Annotated in this window: 16 protein-coding genes; 9 read left to right on the top strand and 7 right to left on the bottom strand. The window is 39.1% G+C overall.

The window, feature by feature from the left end; translation table 11 throughout:
* Positions 1 to 2: 2 nt before the first annotated feature.
* Together FHS59_RS01795 and FHS59_RS01790 are read left to right on the top strand one after the other, a co-directional pair.
* Entirely contained in the window at positions 3 to 770 is a 768-nt protein-coding gene (locus FHS59_RS01795) for an SMODS-associated NUDIX domain-containing protein (RefSeq protein ID WP_184492698.1), read from the top strand.
* Complete coding sequence (locus FHS59_RS01790) at positions 767 to 1,942, top strand: nucleotidyltransferase domain-containing protein (protein WP_184492697.1); 1,176 nt, start codon at positions 767 to 769, stop codon at positions 1,940 to 1,942. The genes FHS59_RS01795 and FHS59_RS01790 overlap by 4 nt, the downstream gene beginning before the upstream one ends.
* Positions 1,943 to 2,364: 422 nt before the next feature.
* Here the strand turns inward: FHS59_RS01790 and FHS59_RS01780 are convergent, their stop codons facing one another.
* Positions 2,365 to 2,712, bottom strand: coding sequence for a DUF3024 domain-containing protein (locus FHS59_RS01780; protein WP_184492696.1), 348 nt, complete (start codon positions 2,710 to 2,712; stop codon positions 2,365 to 2,367).
* Positions 2,713 to 3,044: 332 nt separating this feature from the next.
* Between FHS59_RS01780 and FHS59_RS01775 the strand changes: the two genes are divergently transcribed.
* Together FHS59_RS01775 and FHS59_RS01770 are read left to right on the top strand one after the other, a co-directional pair.
* Positions 3,045 to 3,707, top strand: a complete 663-nt coding sequence (locus tag FHS59_RS01775) for a DUF6266 family protein (RefSeq protein ID WP_184492695.1) — start codon at positions 3,045 to 3,047, stop codon at positions 3,705 to 3,707.
* A 192-nt stretch (positions 3,708 to 3,899) separates the two neighbouring features.
* Positions 3,900 to 4,745, top strand: coding sequence for an N-acetylmuramoyl-L-alanine amidase-like domain-containing protein (locus tag FHS59_RS01770; RefSeq protein WP_184492694.1), 846 nt, complete (start codon positions 3,900 to 3,902; stop codon positions 4,743 to 4,745).
* A 66-nt stretch (positions 4,746 to 4,811) separates the two neighbouring features.
* Here FHS59_RS01770 and FHS59_RS01765 read toward each other — a convergent pair whose 3' ends face one another.
* From FHS59_RS01765 to FHS59_RS01740, 6 genes are all read right to left on the bottom strand, one after another.
* Positions 4,812 to 7,517: a DUF4184 family protein gene (locus tag FHS59_RS01765; RefSeq protein ID WP_184492693.1), complete on the bottom strand. Its 2,706-nt coding sequence runs from the start codon at positions 7,515 to 7,517 to the stop codon at positions 4,812 to 4,814.
* 10 nt (positions 7,518 to 7,527) lie between these two features.
* Complete coding sequence (locus tag FHS59_RS01760) at positions 7,528 to 7,929, bottom strand: response regulator (protein WP_246388260.1); 402 nt, start codon at positions 7,927 to 7,929, stop codon at positions 7,528 to 7,530.
* 125 nt (positions 7,930 to 8,054) lie between these two features.
* Positions 8,055 to 8,549: a cupin domain-containing protein gene (locus FHS59_RS01755; protein ID WP_184492692.1), complete on the bottom strand. Its 495-nt coding sequence runs from the start codon at positions 8,547 to 8,549 to the stop codon at positions 8,055 to 8,057.
* Positions 8,546 to 12,616: a PAS domain S-box protein gene (locus FHS59_RS01750; RefSeq protein WP_184492691.1), complete on the bottom strand. Its 4,071-nt coding sequence runs from the start codon at positions 12,614 to 12,616 to the stop codon at positions 8,546 to 8,548. The genes FHS59_RS01755 and FHS59_RS01750 overlap by 4 nt, the downstream gene beginning before the upstream one ends.
* Positions 12,613 to 13,155: a heme NO-binding domain-containing protein gene (locus tag FHS59_RS01745; protein WP_184492690.1), complete on the bottom strand. Its 543-nt coding sequence runs from the start codon at positions 13,153 to 13,155 to the stop codon at positions 12,613 to 12,615. Before FHS59_RS01745 ends, FHS59_RS01750 begins: the two co-directional genes overlap by 4 nt.
* Positions 13,156 to 13,297: 142 nt before the next feature.
* On the bottom strand, positions 13,298 to 14,650 hold the full coding sequence (locus FHS59_RS01740) for a sigma-54-dependent transcriptional regulator (RefSeq protein WP_184492689.1): 1,353 nt from the start codon (positions 14,648 to 14,650) through the stop codon (positions 13,298 to 13,300).
* A gap of 177 nt (positions 14,651 to 14,827) precedes the next feature.
* Between FHS59_RS01740 and FHS59_RS01735 the strand changes: the two genes are divergently transcribed.
* The 5 genes from FHS59_RS01735 to FHS59_RS01715 are packed head-to-tail and all read left to right on the top strand — an operon-like array spanning position 14,828 to position 21,189.
* On the top strand, positions 14,828 to 15,706 hold the full coding sequence (locus FHS59_RS01735; protein ID WP_246388258.1) for a glycosyltransferase: 879 nt from the start codon (positions 14,828 to 14,830) through the stop codon (positions 15,704 to 15,706).
* A 14-nt stretch (positions 15,707 to 15,720) separates the two neighbouring features.
* On the top strand, positions 15,721 to 16,806 hold the full coding sequence (locus FHS59_RS01730; RefSeq protein ID WP_184492687.1) for a mannose-1-phosphate guanylyltransferase: 1,086 nt from the start codon (positions 15,721 to 15,723) through the stop codon (positions 16,804 to 16,806).
* Positions 16,807 to 16,823: 17 nt separating this feature from the next.
* Entirely contained in the window at positions 16,824 to 19,835 is a 3,012-nt protein-coding gene (locus FHS59_RS01725) for a glycosyltransferase family 39 protein (RefSeq protein ID WP_184492686.1), read from the top strand.
* Positions 19,832 to 20,656, top strand: coding sequence for a hypothetical protein (locus FHS59_RS01720; protein WP_184492685.1), 825 nt, complete (start codon positions 19,832 to 19,834; stop codon positions 20,654 to 20,656). Before FHS59_RS01725 ends, FHS59_RS01720 begins: the two co-directional genes overlap by 4 nt.
* Complete coding sequence (locus FHS59_RS01715; protein WP_184492684.1) at positions 20,653 to 21,189, top strand: hypothetical protein; 537 nt, start codon at positions 20,653 to 20,655, stop codon at positions 21,187 to 21,189. Before FHS59_RS01720 ends, FHS59_RS01715 begins: the two co-directional genes overlap by 4 nt.
* The last annotated feature ends 18 nt before the right edge of the window (positions 21,190 to 21,207 follow it).

Below are 21,207 nucleotides of genomic sequence, written 5' to 3'. Positions count from 1 at the left end.
ATATGGGAGCCTCAATAGCAGCAACAGTTGGAAAGACCATAGGTTCGAAAGCAGCGTCTGTAGCCTGGGAAAACAGAAAATTTTTGACTCTTTATACAAAAACGAAGTTGGGAAAATACAGGAATAAATACATCAGATTCTCATTAAGTGGACTTTACAAAATTCAGATTCCAGACTCAAATACCTATTTATTAGTCATGAATCGAAGAATTGAAAACCAACTTCAACCAGTAGGAGGAGTCTACAAACGGTACGCAAGTACGGACGCCCAGTTTCAGGAATGGGGATTCAAACCTGATAATTCAAAAAATGGGCTTGATGTCGATAAATATAGCAACGGCGATTTGAGATTTATGGTCATGGGAAAACATGTCATCGATGTTCTCAAATGGTTTGAAAGTCAAAAAGGTAGAGAAACGGAACCAAGAAGGGAGTTCAAAGAGGAATTGATCGATACCAATATTTTAGATCAAAAAACATTTGCCCATTGTCATCAGCAATTGATAAGAAGATACTCGACTGATTTAAAATGGAGCGATTTCTTCGGTTGCTATGAAATTTTGATATATGATATTTTTGAACTTTTGCCGAATGAGGATCAAAAAACCGCACTAATTCAGCTGGCAGAAAAGGGTAGTAATCTGAGTTTAGGCTATGCTATCGCGTCATGCGATGAAATAGAACAACTGCGCCTCATGGTAAAAGGTCGGCAAATCGCTCGAATTGGCCAACACACACATTTACTAATTAATAAAGACTTAAAGAAATGATTGATATCAACAAAGACTATTTTCTGCAGAGGGAAGAGCTTCTCGCAAGAATTGCTCAAGAATTGCAACTAGATAAATCTAGAGCTGAGCGCATGGAAACAGCATATAATGCTGTTGCGGATCTTTTAAAGAAGGATAATGATTTTTTTGAAAACCTTGAAATTGAGGTGTATGCTCAAGGTTCAAAGAGAATTGGAACGACAGTAAAGCCCATCAACGGTGAAGACTTTGATCTCGATATAGTACTTCATATTTATGACCTCTATTACAATCATTCTCCAGAAGAGATTTTCAATGCACTGGTGAGATCTTTAGAAAAGGACTCCTATTATCAGGAAATCATGGAGAAGAAAAATAGATGCGTTCGATTAAACTACAAAAGTGATTTCCACATGGACATTCTTCCAGGATGCATGCCCGATTATTTTCAAACGGAAATGATTAAGATTCCAGAAAAAGCACTGAAATCATGGTCATCAGGAAATCCTAAAGGATTTTCAAAATGGTTTCTAGAAATCGCGGCAATGGCTAAAAACCCATTCTTGAAAAGATATTCTGACGTACTGTTGAAGGCACAAGTTGAAACTGAAAAGCTTCCAGAGGAACTTTATTTGAAAACACCTCTCCAACGAGCAGTCCAGCTTTCAAAGCGATACAGGGATATGTATTTTCAGAAGAAGGACTTTAAAGTTTCAAGTATTGTCCTAACCACCCTAATCGCACAGTTTTATGAAGGCGAGGAGTCAATTTTTGAGGCATTGGATCAAGTCCTCAACAGAATAAAGACTAGTTATCTGGATGCTATTAATAGACGGGTGAAGTTTAGAGTTATGAATCCTGTTAATCCTGAGGAGAACTTTACAGATTCTTGGACCGATAGTCATTATCAAGCCTTTTATGCCTTTATTTCAGATTTTCACAAGAAATGGAACAACTTGAAAAATTCGTTTGAATCAAGCAAAGAAGATTACATCGAACTTTTTGGGGAAGGAATTTACAAAAAGGCTTTATCCGACCAATCGTTAAACTTCAGAAATTCGACAAGCGACTATTTAACCAAATCAGTCGGATTGATAGGCGCAGGGAAAGCATTAACTGACACTAAAGGCAATATTAACTCGAATTATGGCCTGAAAAATGAGCCTCATTACAACTATGGAGGAATTGATTAGGAAGCATCACATGGAAAATTGGGAGTTATTTCTAAGCGTTCAGAAAGATCTCGTTGAAAAAAAATTTGAATGGATCAAATTAACCATCGATGCGAAGAATAAGCAGCTCATCGGAAAGGGGGATATAACTATAAGCGGAAGGAAGATTCCAATTATTCTTTCGTATTCACCATTCAATGGGAATCGGTATGATAGAATTTTTATTCCAGATGGACAGCTTAAATACCATCGAGATATTCACCTTTACGGAGACCTATCACTATGCCTATATCACCCACTAATAGATCAAGGGCCATTTCGTAAAATCCCCTTAGTAAAAATGATTCCTTGGATAAGCGAATGGATCATCTTTTACCTTCAATGGAAAAAATATGGCGTTTGGCTTGGGAGGGAAATTAAACACTAGCAAATAATTAATTTTACTACCCAAAAAAACAATGATGGGGATCTTTCATAATCTCCTCTAAAGCCAATTCAAACTTACCCACCACAGGCTTGGGATCGTAGGCATCCCATTTTAGATTGCCCCGCATCCAGTAGATCTTCCAGAGATCAGAAGTCTTTTCATACTTGACCTTAGCAAAAGGATATCTCCTACTCTCAGACGGATTATTCCAAATTGGTCTGATTTCCTCTAAAAAGATATCCTGCCCCTTAATCGAATACCCCAGATCCAATTTATCCCGAATTTCCTCTGGAGGACGGCGCATCGCCATCCAGATTGTCAGGGAAGACTCAATATCACGAAGATGTTCCTTTGAAAATGCCATAGGTTCAAATTTAGCAAAGGTTGCTGATTCTATTGTATCCTAGTAATTCCTTTATCCTTCCATCCTCTATGCATCCAGGCAATATTTGCCTGCAATTGAACTCATTAGGATTGCTTCTCTACCCAACTTCACCTTTAGCCAACAAGTTAGGAAATTCAATACTTTAACCTTATCAACACCGTACTTAAACCATTATAAAACCTATTATAAACCTATATAAAGTTGGTTTTACTAAGGATAGAATTAGGTTATTATCAATATTTATATTGTGATATACATGGAATTAGATTAAAATAGTTTATATTAAACTATTATTTTAATCCAACTATCCTATGGCACGAGTATCCAACAGTTCATTAGAAGGTCTCAATGGTAATATGGGGGATATGATCTATTACCAAATCAACGGAGTGACTTATACAAGGCGAAAACCAAGAAAGCGAAGCACTGCGGAAAAGAAAAGGATGAAAATATCGCTAATCAATAAAAGATCTCAAGGGATGTTTGCTATGGTTCAGAAATACCTGAAAGGACTAAGCTTGGCGATAAAATTTGGCTTTCAAAATGAGGTAAAAGGCGCTCGGCATGCATACCATGCTTGCAGTTCTTATACCCGTTTGAACTGCTTTACCCTGGATGGGCAGGACTACCATATAGATCCAGCACTTTTCAAAATAAGCATAGGAACTCTACTGGGAGCTGAAGAAGGGGAAGCCATCCGAACAGATGAAGGAGTATTGTTTACCTGGAGAGACAACTCCGGTACATCCAGCGCCAAAGAAAGTGATCAGGCCTTTTTAGTAATTCATAATCCGACGAAAGAAGCTGTGGTTTGGAAAGAATTGGGAAACTACAGAAAACACGGTCAGGATTTATTGAAACATAGCTTCGGAAACCCTGAAGGAGATTGGCATGCTTATATAGCATTCAGCCAAGAAAATAGTAGGTCTAAAAAGAGGAAACTATCCGACTCTATTTATCTAGGGGTGGTTTGATTTATGTAATACCATAATTTTCAATTTCATTTATAGATTAAAATAAATCAGTAATTAGTTTCAAAATTTGTTTTGAAGAATCCCCCTACCCCCTTTATAAAGGGGGAATGGTTCTGCTTCACAAATAATGCTTAATTTTCAATGACGATGAACAAGTTTGCAAACTCGTCTCACTTTGATTCAATCCAATTCATGTTTAGACTAATCCTCATTCTCCTACTATTTGCTCCGCTTTGCTCTCAAGCACAAACTGTCTGCACCCTAGAAAGCCGGGAAAAATTAGATGGGTTTTTGGATCAGCTTTCTCAAAATGAATATTTAGAAAAATCCCCAAATGAACTGAATATAGAAATTGGGAAATGGTTTTTGGCAACTCCATATGTGGAGAAAACACTGGAACTACCTGGAACCGAAAAATTAGTCATCAATACCACAGGTGTTGACTGCACTACTTTTTTGGAAACTGTGGTAACCCTTACCAGAATTGCCAAATCAGGTTCGGTTTCATTTGATTCGTTCGAAAAAGAATTGGAAAACCTCCGCTATCGAGGGGGTAAAAATCAGGGCTATTCCTCTCGTCTTCATTATTTCTCGGATTGGATTTTTGATAATCAGGAAAAAGGAATCATCGAAGATGTCACTTCAAAGGTCGGAGGAAGCCCCTATCCCAACGCCCCAACTTTCATGTCTGAAAACCCTCAATTTTACAGACAGTTGAGTGAATCTAAAAACCTACAAGCCATTAAAGTGGATGAATCGAAAATTGCCAAACGAGGATATTTCTACATTCCTAAAGAGAAAATTGCATCGCTTGAAAAGAACATCCAATCAGGTGATTTGATCGCAATTACGACCTCCATGCCTAATTTGGACATCGTGCACACAGGTTTTGCCATTGAGAAAAATGGAAGAATTCATCTTCTACATGCCAGTTCGAAGAATATGGAAGTGGAGATTTCCGAAAAGCCACTAAGCGATTATCTTGCTGGAAATAAAAGTCAATCCGGCATCATAGTGGCTAGGTTGAAGACTCCATAAAAAAGCCCTCCCCTCTGGGATAATTCCCATACAGGAAGGGCAGGGTGATCAGAACAACTTTCTGCCTTATTTAAAGTTTTTAGACACTTTCAAGGTGAAATATTGGAATTTATAGCCTGTACCAGAGGCAGCAGCTACGTTGGAAAATTGTCCATTTAGTCCAAAATCAAATCCGCTGACCCTATAATTCAACTCAGCCTGGGCTCTGAAAGAAGGGTCTAAACTCTGTTTTTCTATTTGCTGAAAACCGGCAGCAGCTTGGAGTTTAAGAGCCATTTTGGATACCAAAGGCATTGGGGTGCTGTAATCCACAAAAATCTCAGTACTCAAAAATCGTTTGGGTGCGAAATACAAGGTTGTCTCCGAATCACTATAGCTTAATGCCGAGAAATTGACTCCTGTTTTTAAAGTGGGTTCTGTTCTCAGAAGTCGATAAATCGATCCGAAAAACTGAATTCTCGAATTCTGATCGTTGAGCAAACCGTAGCTTCCTTGTGAATAAAACCCGGTTTTTCCTCCAAACATAATGTGAGTCAGATAACCTAAATTTTGACTCCTGATATTTTTCCCAAGCAAATCGGCAGTAAAATTCAATAGATCCGATCCATAGGTCAGGCCAAACATCCTTCTATCATTGGGTTGAAATTTGGTTTCAAATTTCCCCGTCACTCCAATAAAGGAATCAACATCTCCAGGTTTTACCTGCTGCACCGTTAATTCCGCACTACTTTGCCAAGCCTGACTCCAAATAATGCTTGCTCCACCAGCTACAAAACTGGATTTAGTCTGCTGTCCTTCGGGAGCTTTCACCTGACTGGCACCTGTTCTAATCCCTACTTGTACTGGAGCATTTCGTTGATTTTGCCAAAATACAGACTGTTCAGTCCTGGTATTTTTGGCGATATCTGCAAAATACCCCACAATCAGCCCAGCAGTTTGAACAGAACGGTCACTGATGATTCCATTCAGTTTTTGAAGTTGAGAGTCTGAAAGTTCTCCTCTGTATTTTTCAATGGTAGCCTCGGCTTTTTTCCATTGTTTTTTGCCTAGCAAAACCTCCACGTATTCTTGGATGTAATATGATTTTGGAAATTCTTGTACCAAAGTGTCATAATAAGCCAAGCCTTGTGAATAATTCCCTGCGGTAGTAAACAGCCTAGCTTTCATGACCAAGGATTGATCCGGATCTACCAGCTCAATATTCTCCGATAGAAATGCTTCTGCCTCTTTGGTTTTGATGTTCCAAAGCATGGCATTGAAGTAATTGACGGTCGCACTTTTATTGATAGAATCTTGGCTCCACGCTCGATAGGCCGCTTCCAGTGCTTTGGAAGGCTTTTTATTCATAAATAGAGCATAGGAAAGGTTGATTTTGACAATAGTTGGCTCGTAATCCAATGGAATCAATTGATTGAAAACAGCTACAGCCTGAGCAAAATCCTGATTTTGGAGACAGAGATCTCCTTTAAACAATAGGATCTGGGAATCCTCTGGATTATGAAGGAGAATGCTATCCAATTGGCTGATTGCCTCCCCATATTTCTCTTGAGTTCTGAACTCGCTGGCTTTCTGGATAAACTGTTCCCGGGTGGCAGGATCTAGGGCATTATTTTGTCCATTGGCAAGGGAAGGAATTAAAATTAATCCCAAAAAGCCTATAAGTTTAAAAGGAGTATTGATATATTTCTTCAAACTCTTACAAACATGGAAATACAATTCAGCAATTTTTCGATAACCGGTTCGGAAAAACCCGCTTTGAAAGTAGAAGTGATCGGCGAAGCCAAAGGCAGTGCCACGGAAATACTGAGAGGCAAATTGCCCGAAATATTGGCGAATGAGGCTGATCTCGTCTATCTGGATATCAGAGGGCTGACTGATAATGATCTGGGTTTCGTCAATGAGATAATTCACATTCATTACACGCTTGCCGAACAATCCAAAAAACTGATCTTGCTTTATAAAAAGGGATCTGCTTTTGAACCCTGGATCAACACTTCTGGAATCGACAAATTCGTGGACTTGGCGATCACGGCTTAAGGCCCTTCTTAGCCAGAACTCCTCAAGGATGGATGCGAGAATAACTCCATAGATTATTGAACCTACTCCCATCATAAACACATCCCAAAACGAGATAAAGTCAGGAAAGAAGAATGTCCTATACAAAATAGCCATTCCTATTCCAGGGAGCGTCAACCACCAAAACCTCCTTTTTTTAGAGTCTGAAGGTGTTAATATTGGTTGAGCTTCCAGATGAATCATAAAATGAATCACCCAAAGCAAACCAAGTAAACTGAACCCATACTGTAGAAAATCATAGACTGGAAGTTCATAGATCCCCTTAAGAATGGATGTCTGAAATACTGGAAATAACTCCACAACCCAGCCATCATAATGGGTCATCCCATCCAGCACCAAATGGGTACTTATTCCCAACATCATCGATAACAAAATCCCAATCCAGTTTTTTTTCAGGGCCAAAAGCCAATTAAATTTTAGGAATTGAATTGTTCTGGATTGGAACCATTTCGGAGCTGCTTTGAATAGCGGCATCTTGATCAGACAATGGAAAATCAAGGCCATTAAGAAAGCAACTGGCAAGTCAAACAGGAAAATCCCTATAATCTTATGCCCGATATTTTCACTCAGTTTAAGTTGAAGATAAAACTCCAAATCAGGCACCACACTTCCCACGACAAGACCAGTCTGGGAAAGACGCCTGAAAGTTTTGGAAAAGGGCAAAATTGCTGCTGGATGTGAAAAGGTAAAAGGCATAAGATTGGGATTAGGCTACTTTGGCAGTTTGAGAATTTGATACAATTTCTACGACGAGTTCTTCAGTGACATTACTTTTAAGCAAGTACTCCACTGAGCCGTATTCCATGGCAGCAATCGCCACTTCCAGGTTTTCCATGGCAGTGCAAAAAACTACTTCGATTCCTGGATAATATCCTTTTACTTCCTTGAGGATATCCAGCCCATTTGAATGCTCCATTTGATAATCCAAAAAGATCATTCCTGGATTCAGGTGGATATTTTTCAAGCAGGACTCTCCGTCCTCAAATGTGTGAATTTTGGTAAAGCCAATCTTGGCTAGAATTTGTCTTAAGACCTCAGTCCAAAAAGGATCGTCGTCGACAATAAAGGCGGGTAAGTGTTTGATGTTTTTCATTCTTATTTTTTTCATACACCTATTTCATATATGTGACCAAAATAAAAAAGTGCCTTAGAACAATTCTAAGGCACTTTTTGAAATTTCAAATTCCAGATTTTGGAATCGCATTCTAAAAACAGGAATAGCTTTTGGTTAAATCATCTTCCAAAATCATCCTGTAATCTGACAATATCCTCCTCATCAGAAGGGTTTGCAGCATCTGTGTGTTGCCAGATTTCGGCTACAACTCCCCAATCTTCCAGACCAATTAATCGGTGTCTTTCACCTTGGATCAGTTTGATTTTATCTCCCTTGCTGAGAGTTTTTACTTCTCTTTCTGTATCGTCATTGCTTGTAGCCACTGCCACATTTCCCGCGATACATCTCCAGATTTCAGCTCTTCTGAAATGGTACTGCCAGCTCAACCTTTTATTCGGTGCAACCAACAGAATTTTAGGGCTTAACTTTTCCGAGATTTTTAATGCTTCAAAATCCTCCTCCGGAAAAAACTCCTGGGCAAACTGTGCTGCCTGACTCTCTTCCAAAACCAAAAAACCTCCCCATGGACGATCCCGGTCTTGCTTTACAATCTGTAATCCCAAGTCACTCATCAATGACTCAGCAAATTCAAATATTTCCTCTTTTGTTTTCATTTGTTTGTTGATTTCAAATCCTTGGCTACTAAATGAAGGACCTGATCTAAATGATTCATCAAATAAATCATCCTTTCTGACTTTTGTTGTTCTACTATTTCTTTTTCAATTTCTATTACTTCTTCGCTGATCTCCTGAATTTTCAACATCTTAATCGATGGTTTTATTTTATGAACCAACTTCCTTACTTGGTCAAAGTCGCCTTTTTCAAATTCTTTCATGGCCTGCTCGGCTGAAACCATCACGCTAGTATGGAATAACTGGATCATTTTATCCATGAATTCAGTATTGCCCCTGGCAATATTTTCCAGTTCCTCCAATGAGAATAGGGATTTCGATGGTGCAACTACGTCAGTGAAATTCGTAATCTCTGGCTGACTTCCTATCAACAATCGAGAAATCAGATTTAATAAGTCCTTTTCCTGAAATGGCTTTGCCAAAAAATCATCCATACCAAGTGAAAGATATTTCTCCCTATCCCCTTTCATTGCAAAAGCAGTCAACGCTACAATTGGAATTTTCGATTGTAATTCTTCCCGGATCACTTTTGTGGCCATGATCCCGTCCATTACAGGCATCTGCACATCCATCAGAATCAAATCAAGCGAATGATCTTTTGCTGCCCGGATCGCTTCCTCACCATTTTTTGCTGTAATGGTCAACATCTCATTTTGCTCCAAAATCGTCGTGGCAACCAATCGGTTAAACTCATTGTCATCCACGACAAGTATTTTTTTACCTTTCAATAAAGCCTGGTTGATAGAAGTAGAGTCTTCGATAGGCAAATCGCTTTCTTGACCTTTTTGGAATTTGAAATTGACTGAAACGATTGTTCCTAAACCTTTTTGGGACTCAATCTGCATATGACCACCCATCAGTTGGACTAGTTCTTTGCTGATGCTCAACCCAAGGCCGGTTCCTCCGAATTTTCTTGTGATCGTGGTATCCTCCTGGACATATTTTTCAAAATTGCTTTTGACAAAGGAATCCTCCATTCCAATCCCAGTGTCTATGACTGTGAATTTGATTTCCTGCTCATTTTTTGTTTCTGAAATAAAGTGGCATTGGAGTACCACTTTCCCTTTTTCAGTAAACTTGATTGCATTAGAAAGTAGATTCAACAAAATCTGACTGATCCGTATTGGGTCTCCGATCAGGATATCATTGATTCTGGAATCATAGTTTATAATATCGTAATCCAAGCCTTTGCTTTCAGCTTTGGCTTTCATCATTCCAAACGTATGCTCAATGACATCTTTTGGCTTAAAGCCAATTGCCTCAATAGTCATTTTTCCAGCTTCCAATTTGGAAAGATCCAAAATATCCTTGATGATCACCATCAGGTGATTTGCAGAATCCTGAATTGCTTTGATGTATTTATTTTGCTGGTCGTTTTGCGCTGATTTTGCCAACTGCTCACCCATGCCGACAATCGCATTCATTGGAGTCCGTATTTCATGGCTCATATTGGCAAAGAAGGTTTCTTTTGCCCGTTTGGACTTTTCTGCCTCTTCACGTTGGCGAATAAGCTCTTCCTCCAGCCTTTTTTGATCAGTGATATCCAAATGAATCCCTATGGATCCGATCAATTCATTTTTATCATTATAATTTGGAGCGCCACTGATAAACCACCATCGGTATTCCCCATTTGGCCTTTTATATTTCAATTCGTAAGAATCCGAAATCCCTCTTCTCCTACTTTCGGACTTGATTAATAATTTTTCTTTATCTGATTCATTGAGGAGCAAATCTGTTGCTTTTCTACCAATGAAATCCTCCAATTCATATCCTGCCATCTGGCAAAAAGTCTGGTTTGCATGAAGAACATGTTCATTTAAATCAACTTCAAGAAGCCCCAGATTCATATTGGAAATGATATTTCTGAACTTTTCCTCTTGCTGAAACAACCTCATTTCTGATTGTTTACGCTTCTGAACATTGACCAACATCTGCGCAAAGACAAATAACAGTTCAATCTCCTTTTGGGAATAAGTATGTTGATTATTCACAGAATCAAAGCCCACAAAGCCCATAAGTTCCTCTTTGAACATCATCGGAATAGCGATTAAACTTTTGATGCCTTGGGGTTCAAGTATCTCATAGAGCCCGTCTAAGCCCATTTCTTTTAATTTGGAAACGTCCTTTACAGAAAATGGCTGTCCTTGACTATGAGCATCCAGCCATTGGGGAACATATTCCAAAGGCACATCCTGGGTGTTTTCAATTTCACGGGAAATCCCTGGGCCACACCATTCATGCGTACAAGAGCAGGTATGGGCTGTAAGGTCATATGAAAAAATATAGGCCCTGTCCGCATTAACGAACTCACCGATTTTTTTCAAAGAAGCATTAATGCTAGTATCTACCTCATCCAGGTCAATATTGATATAGGTAGAGGATATATCTATCAATATGTTTTTGAGCTTCTCCTGGTTTTCCAAGAGGGCTTCAGTCTTTTTCCGTTCGGAGATATCAACTAAAATCCCATTGATTCTGACAGGTTTTCCATCTTCAAAAATCAACTTACCTTTTTCCTGAACCCATTTTAATTTTTTGGAAGGCGTAATAATTCTGTATTCCTGAATGTATTCCTTGTTTTCTTGTACTTCCTCCAAAATAGTATCCAGAACATGGAGATCTTCCGAATGAATAATTTTTCTTCTCCAAGATGTATCTTCCATGAGCGTATCCATATCCAGCTCAAATAGATCTTCCGCCGAAGGCGTAAAAAATATCCCTGACAAATCAGGGTAGCTGACTGACCAAATCACATCTTTAAGCTCATTTAAGACACTTCCCAGTTTTTTATTCAGGGAAATCAACTCTTTCTCAGCATTCTTTTGTTCTGTGATATCAGAGTGTGTCCCAATGATTTTTAGAGGAATTCCATTCGGATCTTTTTCTATCACGATCCCTCGGTCCTTTACCCATTTGATGCTTCCATCTTCGTGAAGCATGCGGTATTCCAACTGGTGAGAAGAAATTTCTCCCCGCTTATATTTCAAATCATTTTCGACTAAAATCGGATAGTCCTCCTGGAATATGTGAGAATACCAGACTTCTTCCAGGTTGGTCGACTGATCAAACTTGAGTCCAAGGAAATTTTTAGCCTTATTGGAAAAGCTGGTTTTATTAGTTCTGAAATCGTGCTCCCAAACATTGTCTCCGGAAAACTCTAAGACTTGTCTAAAAGTCTCTTCAAATTCCTGGATTTTGTTCTTGGAAATCTTTTCCTCGGTTACATCTTCCACCAAGGTGAAATAATGAAGAAATTCTCCCTTTTTATCCAATACTGCCTGACCATTCACCCTTGCCCAAAACCAAGTCCCATCCTTTTTGTAATGCTTTAACTCAACTTTATAGGGTTCCTTTTTAAAAAAGGATTCAAGCATCTTTTTCAGTTCTTCCTTTTGGGTCTCTTTCCCTCTTCCAATTTCAATGGGATCCTTACCGATCATCTCGGATAAATCATACTGAGTCTGTCTTAGGTAGCCCTCATTGGCATAGGTGATGATCCCTTCCGCATCGGTATAAATAATCCCATCTAAGTTGGCACTGGCCACATAGGATAGGTTTTCCAGACTTTCTTTTTGATGAGAAATGGTTTCGATCAGTTCTTTGAGATCTGCAGTGACTAGTTCCTGGTTTTTAATTAAATGGAGCAAATCCACTAAGGGGTCAAGTGCGGCAAAATCAGAAATAGACAAATCATTGGAAACCAACTCCTCTATAGAGCTGAACCACGGCGACCCCAAAAACACAAGTAATTCCTGCTCTTCAAAATATTCAAACTGCCCTCTGAAAAGCGTAGCATTTTCAGCATTTCTCTTGAGCAGAAAGGTTTTGGAAGAGGATTTTGACCATAAATCAAGATCAAAATCAGTTTCTTTTGGTCTTTCAATAAAGAATAGATCATCTACGGACTTTCCTTTTACATCACCCAGCATTTTAAAAAGGCTAGGGCCAAGAAACAATATTTTTTTGTCCTTGGAAATCGCAAAATGGAAAGGGAATGTCCTATCCAGGTGCTTCTTTTTGAGGTCTATATGTGGTTCATTTTTGTTCACCAGCTTACTTTAAATGCTTCATGGTCATGCCCATTTTCCCTTCCATAGAGATGAATGATTTCTACAGGAGTTTCAAATAATTTACCCAAACCAGACAATAATCCTTTCATAAATCCCACTAAACCTTCTCTTCTAGAGAAATAATGAACGACCAAGGCCTTATCCTCGATGCCATCAATTTTGAACTCAGGGGGAGTCAATTTTGGATAGATCAACATGATTCTGTCATGAAATAAAGGGAGATTGATCAAAAACTCCTTCAGGTTAGTTCCACCTGCCTTCATCAATCCACCATATTTCTCATTTCCGGTTTTAAGAATCCACCATTCTCCAAATGTAAACAAGACCTCATCGACCGAGATATTGAGTTCTTCAGAAGCAGCCATTGCCAACTGATAAGTGACCGAGTCATCATAAGGCTCAGTGCTGATGAAATAATCGATTTTTATCTCGCTTTTCATTTTGATGATTTCCCACCTTTCCTTACCAAAATTGGTAGTGATCAGCTCTTGAATCGATTTATTTACGAGTCCATACATATCTTGCTTTTTTTAGGAATAAATGGTTGTTCAAAAAATCAGGCCAAATCAAAAACCACTTCTCAGAGCTCGAAAGTGCATATTTTAAACTAAAAAGCATTTTTTGATTCCTATTTCCGGAATAAATTTCCAAATTCTGGAATTATTCCACCGTAACTTCACCCTCCTGGATCATTTTATAAATCGTGCTTTTCCCGATATCCAAAGCTTTCGCTGTTTCGATCACATCTCCATTATTCTTCTTAAGGTAGTGATTGACTATATCACAAGTATGCTGTCTCAAAGTCTTATTTTCCATCAAAAACATGTTCTCCTTTTGAAGGGAAAAGTAGCTGATGTCTTTTGCTTGGATTTCTTGTCCATCTGCCATCACCGCAGCCAGCTCAATCACTGCTTTTAGCTCTCTAATGTTCCCAGGGAAAGGATATTTCAAAAGTTTGTCCTTGGCATCTGATGACAGTGAAAGGGAAGAGATCTTATTCGTCTTGGCAAAATCATCCATAAAATGCTTGGCCAGAATCAACACATCTGAACCTCTCTCTCGTAAAGGAGGTAAGTCGATCGGCAAACCCATCACCCTGAAAAATAAATCCTCCCGGAAATTTCCTTTCCTGACTTCATCCGACAGATTTTTATGGGTAGCAGAAATGACTCTGACATCCAACTTCACCGATTCATTTCCCCCCACTCTAGTTAACTCACGCTCCTGAAGAACACGAAGCAATTTAGACTGGAGATTGAGATCCATTTCAGCAATCTCATCCAAGAAGATCGTACCGCCATTGGCCTCCTCAAACTTTCCGATCTTACGACTTACCGCGCCGGTAAAGGCTCCTTTTTCATAGCCAAAAAGCTCACTTTCTATCAAGTCTTTTGGAATAGCAGCCATGTTTACGGCCACAAAGCTTTTCTTCTTTCTATCACTATTATAATGTATCGCTTTTGCTACCACTTCCTTTCCAGTCCCGGTCTCTCCGGTAATCGACACATTGATATTGGTCTTGATCGCTTTTTCGATCAGGCCAAACACACTTTTGAGAACGGGACTATTTCCTAAAATAGTTTTTTCAAAAGTGTACTTCTGCCCCAATTCCTCCTTAAGAGTTTCTACTTCTTTCTTTAAAGATTGATTTTCCCGGATTTTAATGACACTGTTCCAAAGCAAATCTTTCGTCGCCTCATCTTTGACCAGATAATCACTTACACCGGCTTTGAGCAAACCAACAGCTACACTGATATCTTCTTGGGAACTGATCACCACTACCGGAATGCTGGGGTTGTATTCTTTGATCTTTTGAAAAAGCTTGTCCCCAGGTAAATCCGGCAAGGAAAAATCGACAGTGATCAAGTCTGGTTTTTCCTGAAGCTTTAATAAACAGGCTTTGGCTGTAGCAAATAAATGAACTTCATAGTCTGGGTTTAAAGCTAAGTGATACTCCAGAATCTGCCCGTACCAAGGATCATCTTCTACGATAAATATTTTAAACTGGCTCATAGCATTTCATTATTCCCTTAAGGTACAAAAAGGTTTTCTAACAATACAATTTTTGGAATTAATTCCATTTTCTGGAAAATACAGAACCCTATAAAATATTAAAATACTGATAATCAATACTTTAAAATATTGGATTGTGATTTGACTAATTGTTGGCACACTCAAAACTCAAAAAGGATGAAAATTATACAGAATCAAAAAAGAGAGAATGGGATCAGCGAAATGCTTCAAAGCGCATTGAATTATGATCCGGAAATTCAGCACCAGTATGCCATCGTAGTTCCATGCTACAACGAAGAAAAAAGATTCGCTTATCAAGAGTTCAAAACATTTGCTCAAGAGCATCCTGAGGTTTTATTATGTCTGGTTAATGATGGAAGCAAGGACAGAACATTGGCTGTACTTAGAGGCATTCAGACCGAAAGTCCAAACAACATTGTCGTTTTCGACATGCCGCAAAACGGAGGAAAATCTGAAGCTGTAAGACAAGGAATGTTGTTTGTTCATAGAAATTACGATTCGAAGTTGATCGGTTTCTTAGACGCTGACTTGGCTACTCACCCTAATGAGTGGTTACAAATGGCGAAATACAAAGAGGAACATCCAAAATATGGTGCAATCGTGGGAAGCAGAATTCAGCGTTTAGGAGCTGATATTAACCGCGACGACAGCAGGTCTTTTGTCAGCAGCATGATCAAAAAAATCATCAAAGCTATTTTGCGCGCCAACTTCCAGGATACCCAGTGTGGAGCCAAAATTTTTCAAAGAAACCTGGTTCCTTTTTTATTCAAAAATCAATTTGAAACTCCTTGGCTTTTTGATGTTGAAATCTTCTTGAGACTTCAGCAAAAATTCGGGAAGACCACCTTACAAAAAGGAGTGCTGGAGTACCCTCTTCTACACTGGTCAGAAATCGGAGATTCCAGATTAAAACTAAAAGACACCATCAAAATCCCATTGCAATTATTGGGACTCTATTATCACTATCAAATTAAAAGAAAACCAAAGAGCCTTCTGACTAAAAAACAGTTAAAAGTTTCTCTTCAATCAAACTAAAAATCACTCAACCCATGAAAAATCAAAATAACTACGTAGCCATTATGGCTGGAGGAGTCGGAAGCAGATTCTGGCCAATGAGTAAAACAAGCTATCCAAAGCAATTCTTGGATATCCTGAACACTGGAAGAACATTGATCCAGTCTACCTATGACAGGTTCTCTAATTTCATCCCTGAACAAAACATTTTTGTCGTTACCTCTGAAGAATATGTATCCATTGTAAAAGAGCAGTTACCTCATTTACCAGAGGGAAATATCGTGGCTGAGCCAGAGAGAAAAAACACCGCAGCCTGCGTAGCTTACATCTCTTTCAAGTTGAAGAAAATGAATCCAAATGCCAATATGATTGTGGCTCCAAGTGATCACTTGATCGGGGATTTGGATCTTTTTACCGACACCTGCAAAAAGGCATTGGATTTCACTGCAAAGCAATATGCTTTCGTCACTTTAGGTATCAAGCCTACCCATCCAAATACCGGTTACGGCTACATTCAATTCGATCAAGAAAAAAATCATTCCGGAGTGTTTAAGGTAAATAGATTCACCGAAAAACCAGATTTAAGCACTGCCAAGGAATTTCTTTCTGAAGGTAACTACCTATGGAATTCAGGTATTTTCATATGGAAAGCTGAAGATATCGTGGATGCATTTTGGGAGCATTTCCAATACATGTATGATCTTTTCCAAGATAGAATCGATGATTTGAATACTTCAAACGAAGCTCAGGCTATTCAGGATATCTATGAAAAATGCCCTTCTACTTCCATCGATTACGCCATCATGGAAAAATCAAATAATGTATATTTAATTCCTTCTGACTTTACCTGGAATGACCTGGGAACTTGGAACAGCGCCTATGAGAATTTTAAAAAAGACGAAGAAATGAATGCCAGCAATAGCAATAGCGCCATTCTGGTTGACAGCAAAGGATGCCTAGTTCACTCCAACGAACAGAAGTTAATGGTGATAGGTGGGTTAGAAGATTTGATAATAGTAAATACGCCAGAGGCACTTTTGATCTGTAAGAAAGAAAACGAGCAGCAGATTAAAGAATATGTCGCCAAAGTGAAAGAAGTAAAAGGAGTTTTTTACATTTAATCAACCTAGAAAATTAAGTGAAAAATCAAGATCATGTGCTATGGAGTGAATTTCTTGGGAAAAGGCTTCTTCTAGTGGCCTTGTCCCTTGGACTCCTTACTCATGGGATCATTGTGTACTTCACTTTGCCGCAAACTTATGATGCCTATGTGCACATGTTTTTTGCGGATCACTATTCAAGATTCTGGTTCGAACCTTGGGAATATCGCTGGTACACCGGCTTTTTGACCATCAGTTATCCCCCTTTAGTTCATCAGTTAATAGCACTGATCAGTAAGATTTTCCCATTGAAAATCGCTTTTGCTATCTATGCCATCTGTATTTTCGAAGCACTGATACTTGGAGTTTACAGGTTCACAAAAATGTTCTACTCCAAACAAACAGCCGGAGTAGCGGCCATCTTAGCAGTAGTTTTAAGTTCCTTGGTTGAAACTCTGCATGTTTATGGCCAGGTGCCAACATTGACAGGACTTGCATTTCTATTGAATGCATTACCCTTCCTTTACCAATACATCAAAACCTCCGATTGGAGATATCTATTGATGTCATTGGCATTCATTGCCGTGACTGTCAGTTCACATCATGTGACCGCAATTTTCGGGATGGTTTTCTTTATCGCTCCAGCCATGTTGATGGCGGGTATTGATGGCAATCCGGAATTGGGAAAAAAAAGCATTTTCGGAGGTTTTCTTCCTGGTCTTATCGTTGTGGTTTGGAAGAAAAAGAAAGAAATCCTGCTTTTCGGATTCTCGACAATCTTTCTGGCCATTTCATTGATCTTCCCTTACTGGTACTGGAGTCGTACTGATCCTATTACTCAAGTTTCTATTCCTCATGGATCCAGAGACAATTTTCTGGAAGAAACCAGCTCAGGACTTGTATTTTATATCATTCCGCTTTTGCTGATTTTCGCCCTTCTTCCAGCAATCTCTTTCCTGATTACGCGCAAGAAAAGACATTTGGGTTGGGCAGTTTCTTTCTACACCTGCTTGCTTTTGGGAAGCGGTGGCACCACTCCTTTGCCGAAAATGATTTTGGGAGAAAATGCCTTCAACATTCTGACATTAGACAGATTCGGGTTTTGGGCTTCTATTATTGCAATCCCTTACATCAGCCATTTCTTGGTATCCTTCATCGGAGGAACAGTCAAAAATTATTGGACTGCAAAATATGGAGAAACTTCCCATTTCCTAATCTCTGGATTGAGTGGCTTTTCTTACTTACTATTTATTATTTACATCTTCCACCTGGCTAGCTTTCGTCCTTTGCAGCCGAAATCAGTTGAAATTGAACCAATTATCAATTTCCTGAATCGTGATGATCATATGCGTTGGAGATACCTGACTTTAGGTTTTGGGGATCAAATGGCTTGGCTATCATCAAATACCTTGGCAGCCACCATCGATGGAAATTACCATTCGGCAAGAAGGCTTCCAGAAATGACTTCCAGAGCGGTTGAGCGATTGGAAAACGCAAAATATCTGATGGAAGATGGAATGGCATCTTTGAATGACTTCCTGACCCTAGCTGAAAAATACCAACTTAAATATGTTTTCAGCAACGATCGATATTATGATCCTTTGCTGTTTTATTCAGGATGGAACAGAACTATCCGTTTGGAAAACGGGATCATGGTTTGGGAAAAAGGCAATATCTCCACGATCCAACCGATCAAGCCAACTGACCTAAATCCATTGCTTAAAAAACTTTGGGGAGCTCTTCCTTTAACAACACTTTCAGTGGCCATTCTTCTGACTTTGGTTTACTTGTTTTATTTCAAGAAAACCCAAAATGAATTGATCGCAGAGGAAGAAGTTTCTATTTATCCAAAGCCTGTCATTCATTCTTCAGCTTGGATTCCATTTATCCTATTCAGCAGCTTTTTGATCTTCCAGATCTATGAACTCTTATTGACTGATGAGCAAAAAGACCCAACAACCACGATCTATTCCCATTTCAATCACTTGGATTTCCAGCGATTTGAGGAAGCTTTCCAGTTCTTTAAACCAGGACCTGCTTATAGCTTGGATCAATATCTATTGGAAAAATCTGTCAGCGACGGTGGACTTTTACCATCATTTGCCAAACTGGATCATCTGAAGATTGACACGCTGGAATTGAAAGACAATTCTGCCAAAATGAAGGTTCATACCACTTGGAGAACTTCTCTTGGTCCAAGAGAAAAAGAAGAAGAAATAAACTTGGAGAAGATGGATAACAAATGGTTTATCCTTCCTCCACAGCTTGAGCTGGAAATTCCTGAAGAGCAAGTCATCACCTATACTTACACACTTTTCAAGAAAATGGGAAAGCGAGTAGTCAGCAGTTTCCCGACTGTAAAAGATGACCGAATCAAAAAACCATTTGCTGGATTTTATCAGGCCAATTTGGTGCAGGTTGGAGAAGAATTGAACCTTACAGGTGAACTGATCAATGCTGACAATATTCCGATTACACTGGCTTTGAAAGCAGTAATCACCTATGAAAATGACAGTACTGTAAGCTTTTTCCCACAAAGAAAAATCCATTACAACCTGGCTCCAAAAGCTTCTACTTGGTTTGAAGTTCCATTGGGAGTTCAAGAGATAGACGGCGACAAAAAGATCAAATCCATCTATTTGGAACTCGAAACGGACATCAGTGAGCGTGGCTACATCAGAGGCGGGGAACTTTCTTATAAAGTCCTGAATGAAGGAAGTCAATCTTCCCTATTTGAGGCTACCATGAAAAACCCTTTTACAGCCGAAATCACGATTCCGGGAGTATTGATTTCAGAAAAGGATTCTTTGGGAAGAATTGTACAAGTGGACCTTTGGACTTATCCAAAATCTATTAGAAGTGGACTTGAGGCAAATTTCGAGATCCCTTTCCAAAAAATTGAATCCACATCCAAAATCATTTCTGAGATCCCAATACAACTAAAAATTAACGGTCAATCCCGTGAATTGCTGGAAAACAAAAATTCCTCCACTGAAAGGATCAGCTTCTTACCGCATTGCTTCATCTCACAAGAAATCTATTTACAATGAAAAACACGAGCTACCATTTCTTTTTGGTTTTGAGCCTTTTTGCTTGTCAAAAAGTAGCGGTCAAACAGCCTGTTTTCATCAATCCAGAAAGCATGCATTTGACTCATCAAGACAGTTTGAAGTTTGAGGTGGAAGGTGAAAACTGGGCCGTCTCCATCCAAACTCCTGTTCACATCATCTATCCAGAATTCACTCAGGAAAACGGTCAACTCACCGTTCTTTTGACACCAAAAGAAGGAGTAATCGAAGGCTTTGCTTATATCACTCTCTATCATGAAGACCAGCATTTCAATTTTCCAATCTATTTGAAAAATCAGGGCTCTGAAATTCAATTGGAGGATCTAAGAAGTCCAAAGACGGTAAATACAGATTCTTCGATGGTTCAACAGCAAATCCTATATGCTTTTGATCAATCAGGAAATTTGACCGAAGTAACAGATGGAATCTTTTTCCAGGAAAACTATCTGGAGCTAAGCCCAAAGACAGGGATTTTCAAAGGGATCACAGGCACTGCAGTTTCCAGCTATTATGTAGATCCAGGAACTGTCAAAGAGATTCCTTTAAGCTATTCTGTAGACCAGATAAATCAATCTTTGACCATCAAAGCTGGACCTTTAATGGATCAATTTCAGAACACAGTTGCCAACGGAACTTTAGTCATTTTCTCATTTGAAAAAGATGGAAAAACAACCCGCTTAGAGGCAGTAGTTCAAGAGGCTTACAGCCAATTAACCTTTCCTCTTTCTAGAGTCAAAAACGCAAACGTAACTGCGAAAATCGCCCATATTTCATCTTCCACCTTAACTCTTTCTAAGCCATGACCAGATGGATATTCTTAGGTTTCTTGCTGATAGTGGGAGTTCTTTTGGCTTCCATGGCCAGACTTCAGGAAAAGAATGACGACATCCCATATTTCCTTCGATATGATTCTTTGGCAGCAAATTCAAACCCTGCCATTCAATTGGAAGTGGTTTCCACTGAAATCCCAACCGAAGAGCAATTAGAAAAATTAAAGAAGGATTATGCTGCGATTTGGGCACACTTAAATGAACTCTATCAGCATCCTAATCCAAAACCTAGCAAGGAAAGATTGACAGAAAGATTTTATCTGCACCTCGCAAAAAATTACAAAGAGGGACCTTCTGGAACTATCAAGAGAAAGAATTTAAGCCATTCACTTCAGGTGCAAACCTGGTCAAGAGATGGACTTTCCTGTAACATTCTGGATCAGGAAGCCCAATTCAGTCTGGAGTTTCCCGATGGAACCACAGAAAACTTTACTTCCAAAATTGCAATCAGTCTGCTGTTACAAGGAGACAATTGGAGACTGGATGGCATTAGATTTATTGACTAAGAAAATTAAAATTCACAG

The organism is Algoriphagus iocasae (assembly GCF_014206875.1).
Taxonomy (GTDB): domain Bacteria; phylum Bacteroidota; class Bacteroidia; order Cytophagales; family Cyclobacteriaceae; genus Algoriphagus; species Algoriphagus iocasae.
This window is presented reverse-complemented; position numbering and strand designations above follow the sequence as displayed.

Coding starts and splice junctions, on each gene's coding strand:
- FHS59_RS01795 (WP_184492698.1), top strand. CDS start 3: ATGGGAGCCTCAATAGCAGCAACAGTTGGAAAGACCATAGGTTCGAAA.
- FHS59_RS01790 (WP_184492697.1), top strand. CDS start 767: ATGATTGATATCAACAAAGACTATTTTCTGCAGAGGGAAGAGCTTCTC.
- FHS59_RS01780 (WP_184492696.1), bottom strand. CDS start 2,712: ATGGCATTTTCAAAGGAACATCTTCGTGATATTGAGTCTTCCCTGACA.
- FHS59_RS01775 (WP_184492695.1), top strand. CDS start 3,045: ATGGCACGAGTATCCAACAGTTCATTAGAAGGTCTCAATGGTAATATG.
- FHS59_RS01770 (WP_184492694.1), top strand. CDS start 3,900: ATGTTTAGACTAATCCTCATTCTCCTACTATTTGCTCCGCTTTGCTCT.
- FHS59_RS01765 (WP_184492693.1), bottom strand. CDS start 7,517: ATGCCTTTTACCTTTTCACATCCAGCAGCAATTTTGCCCTTTTCCAAA.
- FHS59_RS01760 (WP_246388260.1), bottom strand. CDS start 7,929: ATGAAAAAAATAAGAATGAAAAACATCAAACACTTACCCGCCTTTATT.
- FHS59_RS01755 (WP_184492692.1), bottom strand. CDS start 8,549: ATGAAAACAAAAGAGGAAATATTTGAATTTGCTGAGTCATTGATGAGT.
- FHS59_RS01745 (WP_184492690.1), bottom strand. CDS start 13,155: ATGTATGGACTCGTAAATAAATCGATTCAAGAGCTGATCACTACCAAT.
- FHS59_RS01740 (WP_184492689.1), bottom strand. CDS start 14,650: ATGAGCCAGTTTAAAATATTTATCGTAGAAGATGATCCTTGGTACGGG.
- FHS59_RS01735 (WP_246388258.1), top strand. CDS start 14,828: ATGAAAATTATACAGAATCAAAAAAGAGAGAATGGGATCAGCGAAATG.
- FHS59_RS01730 (WP_184492687.1), top strand. CDS start 15,721: ATGAAAAATCAAAATAACTACGTAGCCATTATGGCTGGAGGAGTCGGA.
- FHS59_RS01720 (WP_184492685.1), top strand. CDS start 19,832: ATGAAAAACACGAGCTACCATTTCTTTTTGGTTTTGAGCCTTTTTGCT.
- FHS59_RS01715 (WP_184492684.1), top strand. CDS start 20,653: ATGACCAGATGGATATTCTTAGGTTTCTTGCTGATAGTGGGAGTTCTT.